The following is a 20,559-nucleotide window of genomic DNA, read 5'->3' as shown; positions in this document are numbered from 1 at the left end:
GACGATGACGATGACGACGCTGTGGAGGAACCGGTCGTGATTGATGAAGCGCTCTTCGATGCCGAGGAGAAAATGGAGAAGGCCGTCTCGGTAGCGAAGGACGATCTGGGCAGCATCCGCACCGGGCGCGCCAACCCGGGCATGTTCACCCGGGTCCTGGTCGACTACTACGGCACGCCGACGCCGATCACCCAGATGTCCAGCATCTCCGTGCCGGAGCCGCGCATGGTGGTGATCAAGCCCTACGAGCAGAGCCAGCTCGGTCCGATCGAGAACGCCATCCGCAACTCCGATCTCGGCGTGAACCCCACCAACAACGGTGACATCCTGCGCATCACGGTCCCGCAGCTCACCGAGGAGCGGCGCCGCGAGATGGTCAAGATGGCCAAGGGCAAGGGCGAGGACGCCAAGGTCTCGATCCGCAACGTCCGTCGCAAGGCGATGGAAGAACTCGGCCGGATCCAGAAAGATGGTGAAGCGGGCGAGGACGAGGTCGGGCGCGCCGAGAAGGAGCTCGACAAGACCACCGCCAAGTACGTGGGCCAGATCGACGAACTGGTCAAGCACAAGGAAGCCGAACTGCTCGAGGTCTGAGCGCAGATCTCGCCAGTCCCGCTCGTGCGGGGGATGAACGGAACGACGAGTTGAGCGACGGGACAATCGTGGCCGAAGACGCCGCCGCCACAGGTGCGGCACCGGAACCGGAATCGCCGCCGGACACGGTCGAGCCGACCGGCGCGGCCGTGGCACGGGACGAACCCGGCGCGGCCGTGCCGCAGGAACAGCCGAAGGCTCCGGCATCGCGGGCAGGTCGCAACCTGCCCGCGGCGCTGGCGGTCGGGTTGGGCCTCGGGTTGTCGCTGATCGCGATCCTGTTGTTCGTCCCGAAGGTGTTCATCGGTGTCGCCGGTGTCGGTGTCGGCGTGGCCATGTGGGAGGTCACCAAGCGGCTGCGCGAGGCCGACGTCCTGGTGCCGCGCATCCCGTTGCTCGTCGGCGGGCAGGCGGTGTTCTGGCTCGGCTGGCCGTGGGGTGCGAGCGGGGTGCTCGGCGCGTTCGCCGCGACCGCGCTGACCTGCATGGTCTGGCGCCTGTTCGATCACGGCCTGAGTACCGCGCCACGGAACTTCCTGCGCGACACCGCGATCGCGATCTTCACGCTGTCCTGGATCCCACTGCTCGCGGCGTTCTCGACGCTGTTGCTGCTCGAACCCGACGGCAACCTGCGGGTGCTCACGTTCATGATCCTCGTCGTCTGCTCCGATGTCGGCGGTTACGTCGCAGGCGTGCTGTTCGGCAGGCATCCGATGGTGCCCGCGATCAGCCCGAAGAAGTCGTGGGAAGGGTTCTGCGGTTCGCTGGTGTTCAGCGTGATCGGTGGTCTGCTCACCGTCACGCTGCTGCTCGAGGCCAACTCGATGATCGGTGTGGTGCTCGGCGTCGGCCTGGTGGTCGTGGCGACCCTCGGCGACCTGATCGAGTCGCAGATCAAGCGCGAACTCGGCATCAAGGACATGGGCACGTTGCTGCCGGGGCACGGCGGGATCATGGACCGGCTCGACTCGATGCTGCCCTCGGCGTTCGTGTCGTGGCTGGTGCTCAGCGCGTTGGTCTGAGGTTCTCAGGGTTGCCGGGCGGCATGACGCAACTGCAGGATGCGGATGCCGCCGACCAGACCCATCACCAGTGCGCCGAGGATCACCGACAGCAGCACCATGACTCCCAGCGGTAGCGAGAAGCTCCAGAACAGCAGCGTCACCTGCACCTTGTCGAGGTTCTGCAGGATGAAGATCAGCAGAACGATCCCGAAGATCGCGGCGGCGAGCAGCGCCATCCACGTGTAGCCGGTGCGGGACCGCACCAGCGCGTCCGGCTTCGGTCGCTTGGTGGGCGCGTGCCCGGCCGGCACAGGCTCGGGTTCTCGACCGGCGACCGGGCCTGCCTCAGGCTCGCGCGCCGGTGGCGTGCCTGATTCTGCGTTCGTGGACATACTTCGATCATGGCGGACCGCTATCATCGCCGCACGCATCTTCTCGATAACGGCGACCGGCGTGGCGGCCCCGACGCGGCGTTTGGGACAATGGTGGAATTATGGCCACCTCCCTGCCCCTCGTGTTCGATGCCCCGCGTCGCGGTATGCCGCCGCGCCACCTCGCCGATCTCGACGCGGACGAGCGCAAGGCCGCGGTGCAGGAGCTTGGCCTGCCGAAGTTCCGCGCCGATCAGCTGGCGCGCCAGTACTACGGCCGCTTGCAGTCCGATCCGGCGCAGATGACCGATCTGCCCGCCGACGTGCGCGAGAAGGTGGGCGAGACGCTGTTCCCGCCGCTGCTCGACGTGGTGCGTCACCTGGCCTGCGACGAGGGCGACACCCGCAAAACGCTCTGGCGCGCCCACGACGGCACGCTGCTCGAGAGCGTGCTCATGCGCTACCCGGACCGCAATACGCTGTGCATCTCCAGTCAGGCGGGCTGCGGCATGGCCTGCCCGTTCTGTGCGACCGGGCAGGCGGGCCTCACCCGCAATCTGTCGACCGCCGAGATCGTCGACCAGGTGCGCGCCGCGGCCGCCGCCCTGCGCGACGGCGAGGTGCACGGTGGGCCCGGCCGGTTGTCCAACATCGTGTTCATGGGCATGGGTGAGCCGCTGGCCAACTACAAGCGGGTGGTGAACGCGGTCCGCCGCATCACCGCCCCCGCACCCGACGGTCTCGGGATCTCGCAACGTTCGGTGACGGTCTCGACCGTCGGGCTGGCGCCCGCGATCCGCAAGCTGGCCGACCAGAACATGTCGGTGCGCTTGGCCGTCTCGCTGCACACCCCCGACGACGAACTGCGCGACACCCTGGTCCCGGTGAACAACCGCTGGCCCATCTCCGAGGTCCTCGACGCCGCCCGCTACTACGCCGACAAGTCCGGCCGCCGGGTATCGATCGAATACGCCCTGATCCGCGACGTGAACGACCAGCCCTGGCGCGCCGACATGCTCGGCAAGAAGCTCCACAAGGCCCTCGGCCCCTTGGTCCACGTGAACCTGATCCCCCTCAACCCGACCCCGGGCAGCGAGTGGGATGCCAGCCCGAAGCCGGTCGAGAAGGAATTCGTACGCCGCGTGATCGCCCAGGGTGTGTCCTGCACGGTGCGCGATACCCGCGGCCAGGAGATCGCCGCCGCCTGCGGTCAGCTCGCCGCCGAAGGCTGACACTGAACTGTTGCGGCCCAGGCGTTATCGTCGCGGGACCGCAATGATGCCTCGGTCCGAGATCGTTGACTATGGCGCGCGAAACAGCTTCTGTCACAGTCACTGTCGAGCTCGAAGCGGGTTACGACCGCCTCTCTCATCCGGGCCGCGCTCGGGCGGGCGGGTTCGCCGCAGCCGGGGCACAAGGCGGTCGGTGCGCTCAGCCGTGATCAGTTGCGGCGCATCGCGATTCGTAAGTTGCCCGATCTCAACACCACCGAAGCCGACGCGGCGATGCGCATCGTGGCGGGTACGGCTCGGTCGATGGGGGTGCGGGTCGAAGAGTGACCCGGACCCTGATGGGGTGGTGTGGCCTGCACTAAGTTGGATCGGTAATCGATCGGTTCGACAACGGGGGATCATGCTTGCGACGGGGGATGTTTTCGCCGGGTACGCGATCGAACGACAGCTGGGTCGTGGCGGGATGGGTTCGGTGTATCTGGCCAGGCATCCTCGGCTGCCGCGCCAGACCGCGCTCAAATTGCTGAATCCGGAATTGTTCTCGGACAACGAGATCCGGGCCAGGTTCGAGCGGGAGGCCGATCTGGCCGCACAGCTCGAACACCCGAATATCGTCACTGTGTACGACCGGGGCGTCGACGACGGGCGGCTGTGGATCAGCATGCAGTTCGTCGACGGTGTCGACGCCGCCGCCATCGAGCATCCTGTTCCCGCGGGGCGTGCCCTGCACATCGTCGAGGGCACCGCCGCCGCACTCGACCACGCGCACGGCAACGGCGTGCTGCATCGCGACGTGAAACCGGCCAATATTCTGCTGGCCGCCGCGAACGGCCCGGAGCGCGTGCTGCTCACCGATTTCGGTATCGCCCGCCCCCGCGACGACGTCCACCACCTCACCCAGACCGGAACCTTTACCGCCACCTTGGCTTTCGCGTCTCCCGAACAGCTCACCGGCGCGCCGCTCGACCATCGCGCCGATCAGTACTCCCTCGCCTGCACGCTGTACTCGTTGCTCACAGGACAGGCTCCGTACGAGGCGGCGAATCCGGTGCTCGTCATTCAAGGTCATCTGCAATCCCCACCGCCCTCGGTACGCAGGCGCCGACCGGACCTCCCCGCCGCGTTGGACGCGGTCCTGGCGCGGGCGCTGGCCAAGCGCCCGGCGGACCGCTTCGATTCGTGTGCGGAATTCGCATCCGCCGCCCGCCATGCTCTCACCGGGACGAGCGGGCAACCGACGGCATTCGCACCCCCTGTGCACCAGCAGTATTCACGCCCATCGATGGCCGCGCCGCCGCCCCCGCGACCGGCGCCGGTTCATTCCGCTCGCCCCGTTCCGGCCCGGCGCGGGCGTGGCGTCGTACCGCTGATTCTGCTGACGGTGTTCGCCGCGATCGCGGGCGCTTCGTACTGGGTGTGGCAGGACGACAGCACCTGGGTGTCGCAGATCCTCAATCGTTCCCGTGCCCATCGCGACATCGCCGCGATGTCGGCGGCGTTCCCGCAGATGCTGCCGCCCGGTGAAGCCGATGGAACATCGCTGTCGAACCCCTACCTCACCGGAGTCGGTGCTGGTGGCCGCTCCTGTGAGGCCTATGTCAATACGACCACACGCGGCGAACTCCAGTGGGAACTGACATTTCAAGAGGCGCATGCCAAATGGTCCTGCAAACCCGCCGACATCAACGCGACCAGATTCGCCTTCTACGCATTCCCCTCCGAGGAGTCGGCGAAGACGGCGGTCGCCCGATTCGAGCGCGAGACCAAAGATGTGGGCAGCGGCTCGTCCGGCACACGCACCGACGACCACCGGGCCCGCTTCGTCAAGGACCAGTACGGCAGAGACAGCTACAACATGACCGTGGTCGTCTCCACTTTCAGTGACCCCGGCCGAGAACGCTGGGTATTCCTGTTCTCCCGGGATTCGGACGTGCTGGCCGAGGACCTGCCCGAACTGCTGAAGGAACTGACCACCTTCCCGATGAGCTAGCGGATGCCCGCGACGGCACGAACACCGTTTTGGTAGGGTCCAGCGCGTCGGACGACGAGCGAGATTCGGGGGTCAGAGTGGTTTCTGACGGGACGGTATTCGCCGGATACACGATCGACCGGCAGTTGGGTCGCGGCGGGATGGGTTCGGTGTATCTGGCCAGGCACCCTCGGCTGCCGAGGTGGACCGCGCTGAAACTGCTGAACCAGGAGCTGTTCTCCGACGCCGAGATCCGGGCCAGGTTCGAACGGGAAGCCGATCTGGTCGCCCAGCTCGACCACCCCAATATCGTGACGGTGTTCGACCGCGGTGTGGAGAACGACCAGCTGTGGATCAGCATGCAATACATCGACGGGATCGACGCGTCGATGCTCGATCCGGCGACGTTGCCACCGGATCGGGCGTTGCAGATCATCCGGGAGACCGCCGCCGCCCTGGACTTCGCGCACCGGGCGGGCGTGCTGCACCGCGATGTGAAACCGGCCAATATCCTGCTGGCCAGGTCCAACAGCCAGGAGCGGGTGTATCTCACCGACTTCGGCATCGCGCGCCTGCGTGACGATTCCGGTCACCTCACCGAGACCGGCTCGTTCACCGCCACCCTGGCCTACGCGGCTCCCGAGCAACTCACCGGTGTCCCGCTCGATCATCGCGCCGACCAGTATTCGCTGGCCTGCACGCTCTACACCCTGCTCACCGGCACCGCGCCGTTCGAGGCGCCGAGCCCGGCCGCCGTCATCACCGGGCACCTGCAGTCGCCGCCACCGCCGGTGAGCCCGCGCCGGGCCGGGCTGCCGCCGAATCTGGATGCCGTGATGGCGCGGGCGCTGGCCAAGCGACCAGCCGACCGGTTCTCCTCCTGCGAGGAGTTCGTCGAGGCCGCCCAGCGGGCCATGCGCACGGGGACCACAGGTGCCCGCCCGATCGCCCGCCCGCCGTCCGGGGCGCACGCTCAGCCGTTCATGGGGATGCAGCCGATGCGGCCGGTGAATACCTCCGGTGCCGCGATCCCGGTCGCACCGGTTCCGCCGATGGCGCCGCGACCGGCGACGCCCGCTGCCTGGCCCCAGCCCGCGATGCGCGCGCCCATGCCGCCACCACCGCCCGCGCGGGGCGGTTGGGGGTCGACGTTCGGGGTGCTGCTGGTGGTGTTCGCCATCGTGATCGGCATCGCGGTGCTCATCGCCGTGCTGACGAACCTGTGATCGGCGCGCCGACCTGTTCGGTGCGTGCCATATTCTGATCCGAATGAGCGACTTCGACGTCACCGCCGCCGACTCCATCGACCTCGTCCGGCTGCGTCGGTTCGTCGCCGTGGCCGAGGAACTGCATTTCGCGCGCGCCGCGAAGGCGTTGCGGATTCCGCGTCAAGCCTTGAGCGCCACCGTGATCGAGCTCGAGGGTGAACTCGGCACGCGGCTGTTCGTGCCAGGTGCGTCGCCGACCCAGCTGTCCGAGGACGGCGCGACCCTGCTCGAACACGCGCGGGAGCTGATCCGTGCCGACGAGCAGGCACAGCGCGAACAGAAGCCGGAGGGGCCCGCGAGCCTGCGCGTCGGTTTCGTGCCGGGGGTGACGGTGTCGAAGTGGGCGCGCGTGTGGGGCGAGCGGCTGCCCGACCATCCGCTCGAGGTGCTCGGTGTCGCGCAACGCGAGCAGGAGAGCGCGCTGCGCGAGGGCCGGGTGGACCTGTGCTTCGTGCGCTTGCCGATGGACCGGTCCGGAATGAACGCGATCCCGCTGTGGGAGGAGACGCCGGTCGCGGTCGTACAGAAGGACGACGCGCTGTCGCTGCTCGATGCGGTGAGCCCGGCCGATCTGGTCGGCGAACAGCACCACGACAGCGGCGATCTGGATCAGGCCGCGGACGCCCTGGCGATGGTCGCCGCCGTGGGGGGAGTGACGATCGTGCCGCAGTCGATCGCCCGACTGCACCATCGGCGCGACCTGGTGTACCGCCCGATCAGCGACACCGAGTTCACCCGGATCGCGCTGGCCTGGCCCACCGACGGGGATTCGGAACTGGTCGAGGAATTCGTCGGCATCGTGCGCGGCCGTTCGGCCAACAGTTCACGCGGCGCGGAACCGGCCCGGCCCGCGCCCGAGCGTGCGCCGAAGAAGCAGGCGCCGAAGAAGCCGACCGCGCAACGCAAACCTGCCAAGACCGGCCGCAAGCCCGGCGCACGACGCGGCCGCTGACACGACGATGCCTGCGGCGCGATCGAATCGCGGCCGCAGGCATCGGTGCGGGGTGTCTACCTCGGGATGCGCTTGGTGAGCGAATCGAGGACGAGGATCGCCGCGAGCAGACCGGCGAACCCGATGAGGAAGATGTCCTCGACGTGGCCCTGGTGGTTACCGATGGTCATGCCGAGCAGCGCGATCACGACGAACCAGCCGGCGATGCGGAAGGTCTTGGGCGACTCGCCGCTCCAGCCCCACGCTGCCGAGGGCACCTCGGCGGGGTCGACGCTGGTGGCGACGGCGCGCTCGGTGCTGGCTTTTTCGAGGTCCGTGGCGGCCACGATCGCTCCTTAGGGCTCGAGTTCTGTTTGGGCGAGTGTGCATATCGTGGCATACGACCGTTCGTCGTAGCCAGCAGCCCTGCCACAATGGGCCCGTGTCCCACCACGCACCCCGTGCCGCGCACGGCAATACGACGTCGACCGACCGGGTGAAGGTGCTGCTCCTGGGCAGTACCGGTTCGATCGGCACCCAGGCGCTCGAGGTGATCGCCGCCAACCCGGACCGCTTCGAGGTGGTCGGGCTGGCCGCGCGCGGCGGCAATCCCGCGCTGCTGGCCGAGCAGATGGCCGCCACCGGCACCCGCAATGTCGCCGTGGCCGATCCCGCCGCCGCCCGGCAACTCGATCTCGACCTCGGCGGGCCGGGGGCGGTGACCGAACTCGTACGCCGCACCGAGGCCGACGTGGTGCTCAACGCCCTGGTCGGTTCGCTCGGTCTGGAACCGACGCTGGCCACCCTCGAGGCGGGCACCCGGTTGGCGCTGGCCAACAAGGAGTCCCTCGTCGCGGGCGGTTCGCTGGTGACGCGGGCGGCCGCACCCGGCCAGATCGTCCCCGTCGATTCCGAACACTCCGCCCTCGCCCAATGTCTGCGCGGCGGCCGCGCCGAGGAAGTCGACCGGCTGGTACTCACCGCCTCGGGCGGTCCGTTCCGCGGTTGGACCACCGAGATGCTCGAATCGGTGAACCCCGACGAGGCGAAAACACATCCGACCTGGTCGATGGGGCCGATGAACACGCTGAACTCGGCCTCGCTGGTGAACAAGGGCCTGGAACTGATCGAGACCCACCTGCTGTTCGGCGTGCCCTACGACCGCATCGATGTCACCGTGCACCCGCAGTCGATCGTGCATTCGCTCGTCACGTTCACCGACGGTTCCACCCTGGCCCAGGCGAGCCCACCGGATATGAAGCTGCCCATCGCCTTGGCTCTCGGCTGGCCCGACCGCCTTCCCGGCGCGGCCACGCCCTGCGATTTCGGTACGGCCTCGACCTGGACGTTCGAGCCCGTCGACGACGCGGTCTTCCCCGCTGTACGTCTGGCCAGACAAGCCGGGGAGGCGGGCGGCAGCGTCACCGCCGTCTACAACGCCGCCAACGAAGTCGCGGTCTCGGCATTCCTGGCCGGCACGATCAGCTTCCCGGCCATCGTGCGCACCGTCACCCGCGCGGTCGAGGCCGCGGACCGCTGGCGTGCCGAACCCGATACCCTGGACGACGTCCTCGCGGCCGACCGCTGGGCAAGGCAGTTCGCCGCCGAGGCCATCGCCGAAGTACCGACGCCCTGACCTGACCGACTCAACGGGACCCCCACGTTTTTCGGATTCGGGGTTACGAGGCCGAAAAACCGCGGCGCCAGCCGCCGAGAACAGAGAAAGGGCCAGATGGTATTCGCGTTCGGGTTTGCCTTGTTCGCCGTCGGTATCACGATCTCGATCGCGTTGCACGAATGCGGGCACATGTGGGCCGCGCAGGCGACCGGCATGAAGGTGCGCCGCTACTTCATCGGTTTCGGGCCCCGTGTCTTCTCGTTCCGTCGTGGTGAGACCGAATACGGCCTCAAGGCGCTGCCGCTCGGCGGTTTCTGCGATATCGCGGGCATGACCGCCCTGGACGAGCTGGAGCCCGAAGAGATGGACCGGGCGATGTATCGCCAGTCCACCTGGAAGCGGCTGGTGGTGATGTTCGGTGGCATCGCCATGAACTTCCTGCTCGGCTTCATCCTTCTGGTCGTGCTGGCGGTGGGCTGGGGTCTGCCGCAGCTCGAGCAGCCGCCCGCCACCGCGCTCGGCACCATGAGCTGCGTCGCGCAGGAGACGCTGGACAAGAAGCTCGCTCCGTGCACGGGTGACGGTCCGGCTCAGCGCGCCGGTTTACGGCGTGGCGACGTGGTGAAGGCGGTCAACGGCGTCGAGGTGACCACCTGGGCGCAGTTCCAGGCCGAAACCCAGAAGCAGTCCGGCACGTTCACCTACACCATCGAACGCGACGGCGACACCCTCACCGTGCCCGTGACCCCCGAGCGGGTGATGCGCTCGCCCAAGGAGGGTCCGGCCCGCGAGGTGTCCGCGGTCGGTGTGGGCCCCGATTACGCCGAACCGCAGCAGTACGGCGTGGTCGAGGCGATTCCGGCGACCATCGTGTTCACCGGGGACTTCTTCGTCGAGACGGTGAAGTCGCTGGCCAAGATGCCGCAGAAGGTGTCGGCGCTGTGGGAGGCCGTCACCGGTGGTGAGCGCGACCCGGAGACGCCGGTCAGCGTCTACGGCGCGAGCCGGATCGGTGGCGAGACCGCCGAGCGTGGTCTGTGGGGCATGTTCATCCTGGTACTGGCCAGCCTGAACTTCTTCCTCGGCGCGTTCAACCTGCTGCCGTTGCTCCCGCTCGACGGCGGGCACATCGCGGTGGTGCTCTACGAGAAGGTGCGCGATGTGGTGCGGTCCTGGCGCGGCAAGGCCCCCGCGGGCCCGGTCGACTATCTGAAACTGCTCCCGGTGACGTATGTGGCCGTCGTGATCGGCGGTGCGTTCATGCTGCTCACCCTCGCCGCCGACATCGTCAACCCCATCCGCCTACCCTGATCCGCGTACGCCCGCTGTCGCGCCCCTCACAGGGTGCGGCGGTGGCGTGCGCGACTAAGCTCGGAAGCAATCAGCCCAGGTCGATTCGAGATCCGTAGGAAAGAAGGCAGCCGACCGTGACCAGCACTATCGGATTGGGGATGCCCGCCGCTCCCGCTGCTGTTCTCGCACCACGGCGCAAGACCCGTCAGCTCATGGTCGGCAACGTCGGCGTGGGCAGTGACCATCCCATCTCGGTGCAGTCGATGACGACCACCAAGACCCACGACGTGAACGCCACCCTCCAGCAGATCGCCGAACTCACCGCCTCGGGCTGCGACATCGTGCGCGTGGCGTGTCCGAGGCAGGAAGACGCCGACGCCCTGGCGACCATCGCCAAGAAGTCACAGATCCCGGTGATCGCCGACATCCACTTCCAGCCCCGCTACATCTTCGCCGCCATCGACGCCGGCTGCGCCGCTGTGCGGGTGAACCCGGGCAACATCAAGGAATTCGACGGCCGCGTCGGCGAGGTCGCCAAAGCCGCAGGGGCGGCGGGCATCCCGATCCGTATCGGCGTGAACGCCGGATCGCTGGACAAGCGGATGATGGAGAAGTACGGCAAGGCCACCCCCGAGGCGCTGGTCGAGTCGGCGCTGTGGGAGGCGAGCCTGTTCGAGGACCACGGCTTCGGCGATATCAAGATCTCGGTCAAGCACAACGACCCGGTCGTGATGGTCGAGGCCTACCGGCAGCTCGCCGCGCGCAGCGACTACCCGCTGCACCTCGGAGTCACCGAGGCGGGCCCGGCGTTCCAGGGCACCATCAAGTCGGCGGTCGCGTTCGGCGCCCTGCTCAGCGAGGGTATCGGTGACACGATCCGCGTCTCGCTGTCGGCGCCGCCCGCCGAAGAGGTGAAGGTCGGCGGCCAGATCCTGCAGTCGCTGAACCTGCGTCCGCGCAAGCTCGAGATCGTGTCGTGCCCGTCGTGTGGGCGCGCCCAGGTGGATGTGTACACGCTGGCCGACGCGGTCGCGGCCGGTCTCGACGGCCTCGAGGTGCCGCTGCGCGTGGCCGTGATGGGTTGCGTGGTGAACGGGCCGGGCGAGGCGCGCGAAGCCGATCTCGGGGTGGCCTCCGGCAACGGCAAGGGACAGATCTTCGTCAAGGGCGAGGTCATCAAGACCGTGCCGGAAGCGCAGATCGTGGAGACTCTGATCGAGGAGGCGATGCGGATCGCCGAGGAGATGGGCACCGAGCCGGGCGCGCAGCCGGTGGTCACGGCGGGCTGATCCCTCACGGTCCGGCGACGGATTCACCTCGACCCGTACCACTGCGCCCGCTTTCGTGGCAGGCTGGTGCCGTGCGGAGTCTGCTGGAGCCGACGCGACGGTCCAAGGCCACCCCCGCGCGTCCGGTGACCGTGCGGGACCTGGCCGAGGTGCTACGGGTACTCGATGCCGATCCGGTCGCCTCGTGCATGATCGCGGCCCGTGTCCAGGAATTCGGGCTCGACACCCGTTCCGGCGTCGGTGAGTTGTGGAGTCGCGGCGGTCCGGCCGACTCCCTGTGCTTCTCCGGTGCGAACCTGGTTCCGCTGCGCGGCGATCAGCAGGCCCTGCGCGCGTTCGCCGATCGGGCGACCAGGTGGCCGCGCGTGTGTTCCTCCGTGGTCGGCAGGCAGGAGCTGGCGCTGCCGCTGTGGGAGATGCTGGCGCCGAGTTGGGGTCCGGCTCGGGAGTTACGTGCCGACCAGCCGCTGCTCGCCCTGGCCCAGCCTGCCCTCGCCCGCCCGGACAGCGCGGTGCGACGAGTGCGGCCCGACGAGATCGACCGCTACCTCACTGCCGCGATCTCCATGTTCATCGAGGAGGTCGGCGTCGACCCGCGCGCCGGCGACGGTGGTCGCGGTTACCGCCGCCGCATCAAGAGTCTCATCGAATCCGGCCGGGCCTGGGCACGTTTCGACGACGGCGAAGTGGTGTACAAGGCCGAGATCGGGTCGTTGTCCCGGCGCACCGGTCAGATCCAGGGCGTGTGGGTGCATCCCGAGCATCGCGGTGCCGGGGTGGGGACGGCGGGAACGGCCGCTGTCGCGAATGCCGTTGTGTCGACCGGCCGTACGGCCAGTCTGTACGTGAACGATTACAACCAGATCGCCCGACGTGCTTACAGCCGTGTGGGTTTCCGTCAGATCGCCACCTTCGCGACCGTCCTCGTCGATTAGTTTTCCGCCGCTGACCCGGCGTTGTTGCGTCGTCGGCGTCCGGTTCGCCGTTACCATCTGTGCCGATGAGGACTCGGATGTTCACCACCTGTGCGGTGCTCGCGCTCGCGCTCTCCTCGGGCGCGTGTTCGACGGGTCCGCAGGGACCGGTGCCCGCCGCCCAGGATTTCGCCGAGGCCCTGGCCGACCGTGATCTGGTCACCGCGGGTGGTCTCACGACCGCGCCCGAGAAGGCCACGGCCGCGCTCACTTCCACCTGGGACGCCCTGCAGGCCGAGAAGCTCACCGTCCGCACCGGCGACGCGCGCGTGCAGGGCGATACCGCCACCGTCGACTACACCTACGAGTGGACCCTGCCCAAGGGCCGCCACTGGACCTATTCGGGTGAACTGCAGATGGGCCGCAGCGACGGCCGCTGGCTGGTGCGCTGGACCTCCACCGACATCCATCCCAAGCTCGGCGACACCCAAAGCCTGGAGTTGCGAACACAACCCGCGCCGCGCGCGCGGGTCAACGAGTCGGCGGGCAGCGATGTGCTCGTGCCTGGCAAGGTGTCACGGGTGCGGTTCACGGTCGCCGACGCCCCGGACCCCGACCGGGTCGCGGGCGCCTTGGCCGCTGCGCTGAGCCGCATCGATCCGGTGGCCTACACCCCGCAGGCCATTCTGTCGGCCGCGCGCAAAGCCGATGGGGCGTACACGGTCATCCTGCTCAGCGAGTACGAGGCCGAGACGCTCGGCGGTCACCTGATCGGTCTGCCCGGAGTGACGCTCACCCAGGAGTGGGACATGGTGCCCACCGATCGCAAGTTCGCCCCCGACCTGCTCACCCAGGTGCGCAAGACCGTGATCGCCGAGGTCGACGGCAAGGCGGGCTGGAGCGTGGTCACCCGCAACGCCAACGGCGCGGATCTCGATGTGCTGCACGAGGTCCCGGCCCAGCCGGCACCGTCGTTCGCGCTCAGTATCGACCGTTTCGTGCAGAATTCGGCGCAGCACGCAGTCGACCTGCGCACCGAGCAGACGATGATGGTGGTGATCCGGCCCTCCACCGGCGCGATTCTCGCGGTGGCCCAGAACAAGGCCGCCGACCGTGACGGACCGGTGGCCACGAGCGGTCAGTACCCGCCCGGCTCGATCTTCAAGACGGTCACGGCGTCGGCGGCGATGGCGGCGGGTATCGCGACGCCCGAGACAGTGCTGCCCTGCCCGAGCCGGACAACCATCGGCGAGCGGACGATTCCCAACTACAACCTCTTCTCGGTGGGTGATGTGCCGATGGCCACCGCCTACGAACGCTCTTGCAACACGACCTTCGCGGGGCTGGCCAGCCGGCTCGAACCCGACGCGCTCACCGAGGCCGCCGCCCGCCTCGGCATCGGCCAGGACTACCGGGTGGCCGGGTTGCCGACGCTGTCGGGGTCGGTGCCGCCCGCCGACGGGCTGGTCCAGCGCGCCGAGGACGGCATCGGCCAGGGACGGGTGGTGACGAGCCCGTTCGGGATGGCGCTGATGGCCGCGGCGGTGGCGCACGGGTCGGCGCCGGTGCCGTATCTGATCGCGGGCAGGCCCACCGAGATCGTCGGTGAGCGGCCCGAACTCGCGCCCGAAGTGGTAGCGGGGCTGCGCGAGATGATGCGGATGGTCGTCACCGGCGGCACCGCCGAACGCATCCGCGATCAGGGCGAGGTGTACGGCAAGACCGGTGAGGCGGAGGTCGACGGCGGATCGCACTCGTGGTTCGTCGGCTATCGCGGCGACATGGCCTTCGCGACATTGCTGGTCAAGGGTGGCAGTTCCGACAACGCGGTCGCCGTCACCCGTGACATGTTCGCGGCGCTGCCGCCCGGCTACTGAGCGCGATACGGCGGAACGACGTAGGCGTCTTTGTCGGTGTGCTCGACCGCGTCGCGATGGACCACTTCATAGCCGGGCGCCGGTTTGGGCGGCGCGGATTGGACTCGGGCGTCGAGCAGATCGATGGCCATGGCACCCCCGAGAATCATTCCGGCGGTGGTCAAAATCAGGGTGGAACGGCTCATATTCGTCTCCCTCGTCCAGGGTTTCGACGTGTTCCGAATGGGAGAACCGTAGAACGCGGAAGCGCTCGGCAACAGGCGGCGGCAGTAAGCGACACACAATTGTTGCCATATGTGCGGGCGTGTTCGAACGTAATCGCTATGCGACCGTGACGATCCGCTGTCGCGATCGAACACGCTGCTCAGGGGGTACGTGCAAATGAAATTGCATTGTCACGCACGTTGCAGGGTCGCGCTCAGATGATGTTGCAGGGATTCGCCGACGGCGGCCATCCGCAGCGTGTACTCGATGGTGTCGCCGGTCACATGGAAGGAACGGCCAACGGCGGTCACCGATTTCGCCGACCCGCTCACCCCGATATTCGTCGAATTCAATTCGAGCCGAATTCCGTCGACGGTTTCGGTGAGTGTTCCCTCGCAGATCTCGGTGATTCCCGTGGGATGGGCGAGCACCAGTTCGACCTTGCCGGGCGCGGGCAACCGCAGATAGCCCGTCTCCGCGTGCAGCGGGCGCCCGTCGTCGGCGGCCTTGGTCCGCTGGCGGTAGGTCAGGAACGGCCGGCCGAGATGACCGAAGGTGATCTCCTCGACGTAGTCGAAGGGGTCGATGGTCGGGTACTCACCGTGACCTCGCCCGCGCCAGGTACCGAGCAGCGGTGCGAGGGCGGCGACGGCGGGATGCGGGGCGATGGGCGCGCTTGGTTCGACCACGCGCGACAGCCTAGACCTGCCGCCACAGCCATGTTCACGGCACACCGTCACACAGGTCGGGATAAGGTCAGCGTCGCCTGAACGCCGTCCGGCGGAGGTCGAAAGGAATGAACGTTGAACGGACATGTGAGGGGCACCCGCCGGGTGCTGTCCGGGCCGGTGCGCGGTGCGGTTCTCGGCGCGGTGCTACTGGTCGCTGCCGCGTGCTCGGGCACCGACTCGGCGGGCGACGGTGTCGCCGCCCTCGACGGCAACCGGTACAGCCAAACCGATCTGGCCGCCAGCTCCGACTCCTATCACGCCCAATTCACCATCGCCGAGATGGTCGACGCCTGGGGTCTGGCGAATCGGCCCAAGGGCGCGGGCGGACATTTCTGGGTGGGCGCGGGTGGTAAGTCGTTCCAGTTCCTCGGCGATGTCAGCGAGTCGACGGATCCGGCACTGCAGAAACTCACCAGGGACCAGTTCGAATCCGTCGCGATTCCCGGTACCGATGCCGACCCGTCCGACAAGTCGGCGGGCAAGACGACCGGTGTGGTGTTCAACCCGGCCCCGATCAATTCCGATCTGTTCGCGGTGCGCGACCAATGGGTCGATCTGAACGGAATGCCGGTCCCGCTCGGCGGTTCGGCACGGTTCATCGTCGGCACCGATTCCGGCAGGATCAACGCCTGGACCGAGCAGGCGCCGGACGGAGCCGTCATCCGCCGCAACGGCGTCGCCAACCAGGTTTTCGACGGTTCGGCCCAGGGCATGTCGTTCCTCGGGCTCGCGCTCGCACCCTCCGGTGACAAACTGCTGGCTGCCGACTTCGGCGCCGACCCGCAGATCCGCACCTTCGACAAGTTCTGGCAGCCGGTGGCGACCACCGGCTTCGCCAACCCGTTCGCCACCGGCAAGCCCATCGACCCCGCCAGTCCGGAGAAGGGCAACAAGGCCGTTCCCGGCGACCCGGCACCGTTCAACATCACCACGGTCGGCAGCCGAGTTTTCGTCTCCTACGCCGTGACCAAGGCCGACAAGAAGGACCCCGAGGCCTTCGACAAGGGCGAGGAGGTCTCGCTCGACGCCAAGGCCGACGAAGCGGCCGACGGCACTCCGGACAAGGGCAAGGTCGCCGAATTCGACGCCGCGGGCAAGCTGGTGCGCATCATCGACGACGGCGGGCGCCTCAACGCACCGTGGGCGGTGACGATCGCGCCGTCGAATTTCGGTGCACTCTCGGGCAAGTTGCTGATCGGCAACTCCGGTGGCCTCGGCCGGGTGCTCGCCTTCGACGACACCACCGGAACCTTTGTCGACTACCTGCGTGACAGCGACGGCAAGCCGGTGCAGATCGAGGGATTGTGGGCGTTGACGTTCGGCAACGGTGAGAGCGCGGGCGACGCCGACGCGCTGTACTTCACCGCGGGCCCACGTGAGGAGAAGGACGGCCTGTTCGGCAGTCTGCGCGCGCTGTAGCGCGGCGGGCACACGCCAGGCGAACAGGACAACCTGAATGTCCGCAGGCCTGTTCGCTTCCGTCTGGCATCGTGGTAGGGGACAGTGGTGGCGGAGTGTTTGCCGGGTGGCCGAGCCGGAGGTGCCAGATGACGGTGATGCGCTGTGAGACGCGGTTTTCGGTCGACCGGACCAGGTTGCCCGGGCGTGAGCTGATGCTCGCCGCGTTCCGTGGGCTGACCGAGGACTACCACCCGGTGCTGCATGCGGCGGCCGAGCTCGCCGTGCTGCACCAGGTGCGCGACCGCACGCCGGCTTTCGAGGCGCCCGGCCTCGACCGTCGCCGGGGGCAGCTGATGCGCGCGATCGACCGCTGGGTGATCCTGGCCGCCCCGCTGCCCTCGGCCACCGCGGCCGAGCACTGCGAAACCCTCGGCATGCTCGTCGACCGGCTCGCCGCGCACAGCGCGCGGCTGTTCGTCACCATGGCCGACGCCACCGACGCGCAGTTCTACGACGAGTGGGCCCGGCTCGACGACCTCGCCGAGAGCTACCAGCGCCTCATCGACGATTTGTGGGCCGGTTCCCGCTGTCTTCCCTCGGTCGTCCACTGACCGATGCCCCCGGAATCGTTGGCTCGGTAGAACTTTCGTACGACGTACCATTTGTTGTGCGCACAGACGAGGAGCAGGCGCAGACCTGCGAGTGGTCCCGCGAGGTGTTCGCCGAACCGCGACCCGCTGCCGCGGTGTCGACCGTGCTGCCGATCCGTCCGCGCTCGGATTCGGCCGACGGCGCACCGCTGTTCTGTCTCGCCGGTGAGGCGGGCCTGGCCTGGCCGTTCGCCTGCCTGCTCGCTCACCTCGAGCCGGAGGTACCCGTCTACGGGCTGCAGACGCTTGTCGACCTGCCGACGATCGGCGCTTACGCGCAGCACTTCCTGACCGAGATCCGCCGGATCGCTCCGCGGGGGCCGTATCGGTTGCTCGGATGGTCGACGGGCGGCCTCGTCGCTCAGGAGATGGCGGTACGGCTGGGGGAGGACAAGCAGGTTGTCCGGGTTGTCCTCCTTGGCACGGATGCCGGTGCCGGACCGCTGTCGCCGACCACGCCGGGCGGTTTTGTCGAGCGGCTCGTCGGTATCGCGGACAACGGATCTCGTCCGCCCGACCCGGAAACGGGCATTGACACGTCAGCGGCTGAATTGACCGACCGGCTGGCGGGCACGATCGCCATGACGGGCGACGAATTGCGGCACCTGATCGATCACTGCGACGCGCTCGCACGCGCAGCGTCGACCCATCGCCCACAAAGCCTGCCCGGTGACCTCGTCGTGGTCGTCCCCGAGCGCGATCGACCCGATGCGACTGCCGTGCTGGTGGACTGGCGACGCCTGGTGACGGGCAACGTGACGGCCCATGCCGTCGACGCGACCCTCGACGACCTTCTCGCACCCGAGGCCCTCGCCCGGATCGCCGGCCTGCTCACCACATGAGGCGCGGCTACCGTGCCCGATCCACCCCGGCAGCGATCTCGTCGCGTGCCCGCTGAATCAGCGCGGCGGAATCACGTGGGCTCAGCGCCATGGCCCGCAACTGGTCGAAGATCACGCCGAATCGGCGGATCTCCGAATGACCTTCGACCAGGTCGTGCACGGACATGCTCTCCACGTACACCAGCTCGGGGTCGACCGGATTGCGGAAGTCGAGCAGCGTGAACGACCCGGCCATGCCGGGATGCGCGCCCGCCTCGAACGGCAGGACCTGCAGGATCACGTTCTTGCGCTTGGTCTCCTCCAGTAGCCGGTCGAGCTGGCCGACCATGGTCACCGGACCGCCGACCACCCGGCGGATGGCGGCCTCGTCCATCACCACCCACAGCTCGAGCGGATCGTCCTTCGTCAGGTTGACCGCGCGGTCCATGCGCGCCTTGGCCCGGCTCTCCATCACAGAGGCATCGAGGCGCGGCATCGACGTATCGATCACCGCCGCCGCGTATTCGAAGGTCTGCAACAGGCCGGGCACAGTGGAGGTCTGGTACTGACGTGCCGAAAGTGCTTCCGCCTCGAAGTTGATGTAGGTGGCGTAGACATCGGACAACGCGCCTTCGTACGCATGTGACATACCTGGTTTGAGCGCGTCACTGAGCAGGCTCATGGCCTCCTCGCGCATTTTGTCGCTCACCTGGTACAGGTCGAGCATCGCGCTGAGAGTGCGCCGCTGTGGGCGCGCCTGCGCCATTTCGATGCGGTACAGGGTTGTCACATTGATGCCCGTGCGCGCGCTCACGTCCTCTTTGCTGAGCTGGGCGGATTCGCGCAGCTCACGGAGCATCGCGGCGAGCCTGCGAAGCCGGACGGTGAGTGTGGTTCGCTTGCCTGCCATGGGTGCCCCTTCGCCTGTGGCGCGTCACGTGAATCGCATTATTGCGCTGCTCGTCCATGCTGTCACGGGTTCGGGAAAGAATGCCGGTCGGCCTGTTCGTCGGTGGTCAAGTGACCCGCGATTCTGTCAGGGCGGCTTTACTGCAGGAGTGACAACGCAATCTTGCGTTTCCCGTTGTGAGCGAGCATGATCCAGTTAGCCTGGTTGCGAGCAAGCCGAACAGAAGACCGGGATAACCGAATCGAGAGCCAATCATGTTGGTAGACAAATCTTGGGTGTCGGGTGAATTCGGGGCGTTGCGATGAGCGCGCCGGTGATGGGTGGGGTACTGCCGACGGCGCCACAATTGTTGTGCGCCTTTCAGGGGCGGCGTTTCCAGGATCGCGAATTGCTGCGATCGGCACACGCGCTCGCTGAGCTGCACGAACGGCGGGCACAGGTGCGTGACGCCGCATTGATCGCCGAAATAGATTGCCGTCGAGGAGAACTCGTCGACGACATCAACGACTGGATTGTCGCCGAGATTCCGGTGAACCGGACGGGTGCCTCGCTGCACACCGAAAGTCTCGGCGCCGTCGTCGACCGGATGGCGCGCAGCTGGGTGGATGCCAACCAGGCCATCGACCTGGACGGCGCGCGAAGCGACAGCACGCACAAGCACTGGTATCACCTGGCCGAACTGGTCGACGGCTACACCGACCTCGTCACCGATGTGATCGGTGGCAGGCGAAGGCTGCCCGAGCAGTAGGCGGCTACACGGGTTCCGGTGACAGCCTCGCCTCGAAGGCGACGCGGTCACCACGATAGAGCGAGCGCACCCGTTCGATAGGTGCGCCGTCCGCATCGACACTTCGCCTGTGCAGCAGCAACATCGGTAGTGCGGTCGTGCTTTCGAGCAGGCCCGCCTCCCGTGGCGAGGCGAGAACGGTCTCGATGCGTTCCCGCGCACCGGCGAAGCTCACGCCGGTGGCGCGGATCGCGGCGTAGAGCGACGTGGTCGGGTCGTAACTGCCACGAAGCCCGCCGAAACGATGCAGTGGCAGATAGGTGCTCTCCAGGCCGATGCGTTCACCGTCGGCGAACAGGACGCGTTCGAGGTGCATCACCGGCGTGCCGGGTTCCACCTCGAGATCGGTCGCGGTCTGCGCGTCGGCGGGAACGTCTTCCCAAGCGACGACTATGCGGCCGGGTACGCGGCCGAGACTGATCGCACCCTCGGTGTAGGAGCGCAGCGACAGCGGCTGGGTGAGTTTCGGCCGCGACACCACCGTTCCGCGTCCGCGTCGGCGAATCCTGCCCTCCACCAGCAGTTCCCGCAGCGCGTGGCGCACCGTCTCGCGCGCCACTCCGAAGCGGGTGGCGAGATCGCGTTCCGACGGCACCGGGTCGCCCTCGTCGAGTTCGGCGAGGATCGCGTCGATCTGGGTGCGGACGCGGAACACCTTCGGGACGCGCGTGGTGTGCGGTGAATCCATGCCGCTC

21 protein-coding genes and 1 pseudogene are annotated in these 20,559 nt (G+C 67.8%); 16 read left to right on the top strand and 6 right to left on the bottom strand.

From position 1 onward, the window contains the following. Positions 1–36: 36 nt before the first annotated feature. Together frr and AB0I35_RS07235 are read left to right on the top strand one after the other, a co-directional pair. Positions 37–594 carry a ribosome recycling factor gene (gene frr / locus AB0I35_RS07240; RefSeq protein ID WP_067496444.1) on the top strand — a complete coding sequence of 186 codons (558 nt, stop codon included), beginning with the start codon at positions 37–39 and terminating at the stop codon, positions 592–594. A gap of 149 nt (positions 595–743) precedes the next feature. Then, positions 744–1,616, top strand: coding sequence for a phosphatidate cytidylyltransferase (locus AB0I35_RS07235; protein ID WP_357395027.1), 873 nt, complete (start codon positions 744–746; stop codon positions 1,614–1,616). A 5-nt stretch (positions 1,617–1,621) separates the two neighbouring features. On the opposite strand, the gene AB0I35_RS07230 is transcribed toward AB0I35_RS07235, so the two are convergent. Beyond that, on the bottom strand, positions 1,622–1,990 hold the full coding sequence (locus AB0I35_RS07230) for a lipopolysaccharide assembly protein LapA domain-containing protein (RefSeq protein WP_357394889.1): 369 nt from the start codon (positions 1,988–1,990) through the stop codon (positions 1,622–1,624). A gap of 101 nt (positions 1,991–2,091) precedes the next feature. Here AB0I35_RS07230 and rlmN point away from each other — a divergent pair, with 101 nt between their 5' ends. From rlmN to AB0I35_RS07205, 5 genes and pseudogenes are all read left to right on the top strand, one after another. Then, the gene (gene rlmN, locus AB0I35_RS07225; RefSeq protein ID WP_357394887.1) at positions 2,092–3,201 is read left to right on the top strand and encodes a 23S rRNA (adenine(2503)-C(2))-methyltransferase RlmN; all 1,110 of its coding nucleotides are present in this window, start codon (positions 2,092–2,094) and stop codon (positions 3,199–3,201) included. 90 nt (positions 3,202–3,291) lie between these two features. After that, the gene (locus AB0I35_RS07220; RefSeq protein WP_357395026.1) at positions 3,292–3,528 is read left to right on the top strand and encodes a hypothetical protein; all 237 of its coding nucleotides are present in this window, start codon (positions 3,292–3,294) and stop codon (positions 3,526–3,528) included. A 73-nt stretch (positions 3,529–3,601) separates the two neighbouring features. Then, entirely contained in the window at positions 3,602–5,191 is a 1,590-nt protein-coding gene (locus AB0I35_RS07215) for a serine/threonine-protein kinase (protein ID WP_357394886.1), read from the top strand. 77 nt (positions 5,192–5,268) lie between these two features. Next, positions 5,269–6,087: pseudogene (locus tag AB0I35_RS07210) on the top strand (serine/threonine-protein kinase); the annotation flags it as partial. A 352-nt stretch (positions 6,088–6,439) separates the two neighbouring features. Further along, entirely contained in the window at positions 6,440–7,390 is a 951-nt protein-coding gene (locus tag AB0I35_RS07205) for a LysR substrate-binding domain-containing protein (protein WP_357394884.1), read from the top strand. A 56-nt stretch (positions 7,391–7,446) separates the two neighbouring features. Here AB0I35_RS07205 and AB0I35_RS07200 read toward each other — a convergent pair whose 3' ends face one another. After that, complete coding sequence (locus tag AB0I35_RS07200) at positions 7,447–7,716, bottom strand: DUF2631 domain-containing protein (RefSeq protein WP_067636515.1); 270 nt, start codon at positions 7,714–7,716, stop codon at positions 7,447–7,449. Between the two features lie 95 nt (positions 7,717–7,811). On the opposite strand from AB0I35_RS07200, the gene dxr reads away from it, so the two are divergent. The 5 genes from dxr to AB0I35_RS07175 all read left to right on the top strand — a co-directional run bounded on the left by dxr (position 7,812) and on the right by AB0I35_RS07175 (position 14,360). Then, positions 7,812–9,005, top strand: a complete 1,194-nt coding sequence (gene dxr / locus AB0I35_RS07195) for a 1-deoxy-D-xylulose-5-phosphate reductoisomerase (protein WP_357394883.1) — start codon at positions 7,812–7,814, stop codon at positions 9,003–9,005. 96 nt (positions 9,006–9,101) lie between these two features. Continuing rightward, positions 9,102–10,298: a M50 family metallopeptidase gene (locus AB0I35_RS07190; protein ID WP_357394882.1), complete on the top strand. Its 1,197-nt coding sequence runs from the start codon at positions 9,102–9,104 to the stop codon at positions 10,296–10,298. Between the two features lie 116 nt (positions 10,299–10,414). Then, positions 10,415–11,569 carry a flavodoxin-dependent (E)-4-hydroxy-3-methylbut-2-enyl-diphosphate synthase gene (ispG, locus tag AB0I35_RS07185; protein WP_181696838.1) on the top strand — a complete coding sequence of 385 codons (1,155 nt, stop codon included), beginning with the start codon at positions 10,415–10,417 and terminating at the stop codon, positions 11,567–11,569. Positions 11,570–11,640: 71 nt separating this feature from the next. Next, positions 11,641–12,504 (top strand): GNAT family N-acetyltransferase, encoded by an 864-nt coding sequence (locus AB0I35_RS07180; RefSeq protein ID WP_084456521.1) that lies wholly within the window; start codon positions 11,641–11,643, stop codon positions 12,502–12,504. Positions 12,505–12,569: 65 nt separating this feature from the next. Further along, entirely contained in the window at positions 12,570–14,360 is a 1,791-nt protein-coding gene (locus tag AB0I35_RS07175; protein WP_357394880.1) for a penicillin-binding transpeptidase domain-containing protein, read from the top strand. Here the strand turns inward: AB0I35_RS07175 and AB0I35_RS07170 are convergent. Both AB0I35_RS07170 and AB0I35_RS07165 read right to left on the bottom strand, forming a co-directional pair. Next, complete coding sequence (locus AB0I35_RS07170) at positions 14,354–14,545, bottom strand: hypothetical protein (RefSeq protein WP_067496292.1); 192 nt, start codon at positions 14,543–14,545, stop codon at positions 14,354–14,356. The genes AB0I35_RS07175 and AB0I35_RS07170 overlap by 7 nt on opposite strands. Positions 14,546–14,755: 210 nt before the next feature. After that, a complete protein-coding gene (locus tag AB0I35_RS07165; RefSeq protein WP_357394879.1) occupies positions 14,756–15,253 on the bottom strand; it encodes a peroxynitrite isomerase in 498 nt (165 codons plus the stop codon). Between the two features lie 183 nt (positions 15,254–15,436). On the opposite strand from AB0I35_RS07165, the gene AB0I35_RS07160 reads away from it, so the two are divergent. The 3 genes from AB0I35_RS07160 (at position 15,437) to AB0I35_RS07150 (ending at position 18,188) form a co-directional block, all read left to right on the top strand. Next, entirely contained in the window at positions 15,437–16,714 is a 1,278-nt protein-coding gene (locus AB0I35_RS07160; RefSeq protein ID WP_357395025.1) for a TIGR03118 family protein, read from the top strand. Positions 16,715–16,842: 128 nt separating this feature from the next. Next, positions 16,843–17,307, top strand: a complete 465-nt coding sequence (locus AB0I35_RS07155) for a DUF4254 domain-containing protein (RefSeq protein ID WP_357394877.1) — start codon at positions 16,843–16,845, stop codon at positions 17,305–17,307. A 56-nt stretch (positions 17,308–17,363) separates the two neighbouring features. Beyond that, positions 17,364–18,188, top strand: a complete 825-nt coding sequence (locus AB0I35_RS07150; protein ID WP_357394876.1) for a thioesterase domain-containing protein — start codon at positions 17,364–17,366, stop codon at positions 18,186–18,188. Positions 18,189–18,195: 7 nt separating this feature from the next. Here the strand turns inward: AB0I35_RS07150 and AB0I35_RS07145 are convergent, their stop codons facing one another. Continuing rightward, the gene (locus AB0I35_RS07145) at positions 18,196–19,077 is read right to left on the bottom strand and encodes a helix-turn-helix transcriptional regulator (protein ID WP_357394874.1); all 882 of its coding nucleotides are present in this window, start codon (positions 19,075–19,077) and stop codon (positions 18,196–18,198) included. Between the two features lie 388 nt (positions 19,078–19,465). On the opposite strand from AB0I35_RS07145, the gene AB0I35_RS07140 reads away from it, so the two are divergent. Beyond that, a complete protein-coding gene (locus AB0I35_RS07140) occupies positions 19,466–19,825 on the top strand; it encodes a DUF4254 domain-containing protein (RefSeq protein WP_067496462.1) in 360 nt (119 codons plus the stop codon). 4 nt (positions 19,826–19,829) lie between these two features. Here AB0I35_RS07140 and AB0I35_RS07135 read toward each other — a convergent pair whose 3' ends face one another. Continuing rightward, the gene (locus tag AB0I35_RS07135) at positions 19,830–20,552 is read right to left on the bottom strand and encodes a GntR family transcriptional regulator (RefSeq protein ID WP_357394873.1); all 723 of its coding nucleotides are present in this window, start codon (positions 20,550–20,552) and stop codon (positions 19,830–19,832) included. Positions 20,553–20,559 lie beyond the last annotated feature (7 nt).

This window comes from Nocardia sp. NPDC050378 (assembly GCF_040655675.1).
GTDB classification, from domain to species: Bacteria; Actinomycetota; Actinomycetes; order Mycobacteriales; family Mycobacteriaceae; genus Nocardia; species Nocardia coubleae.
The sequence above is the reverse complement of the archived record's forward strand: the minus strand, read 5'-3'. Positions and strand labels throughout refer to the sequence as shown.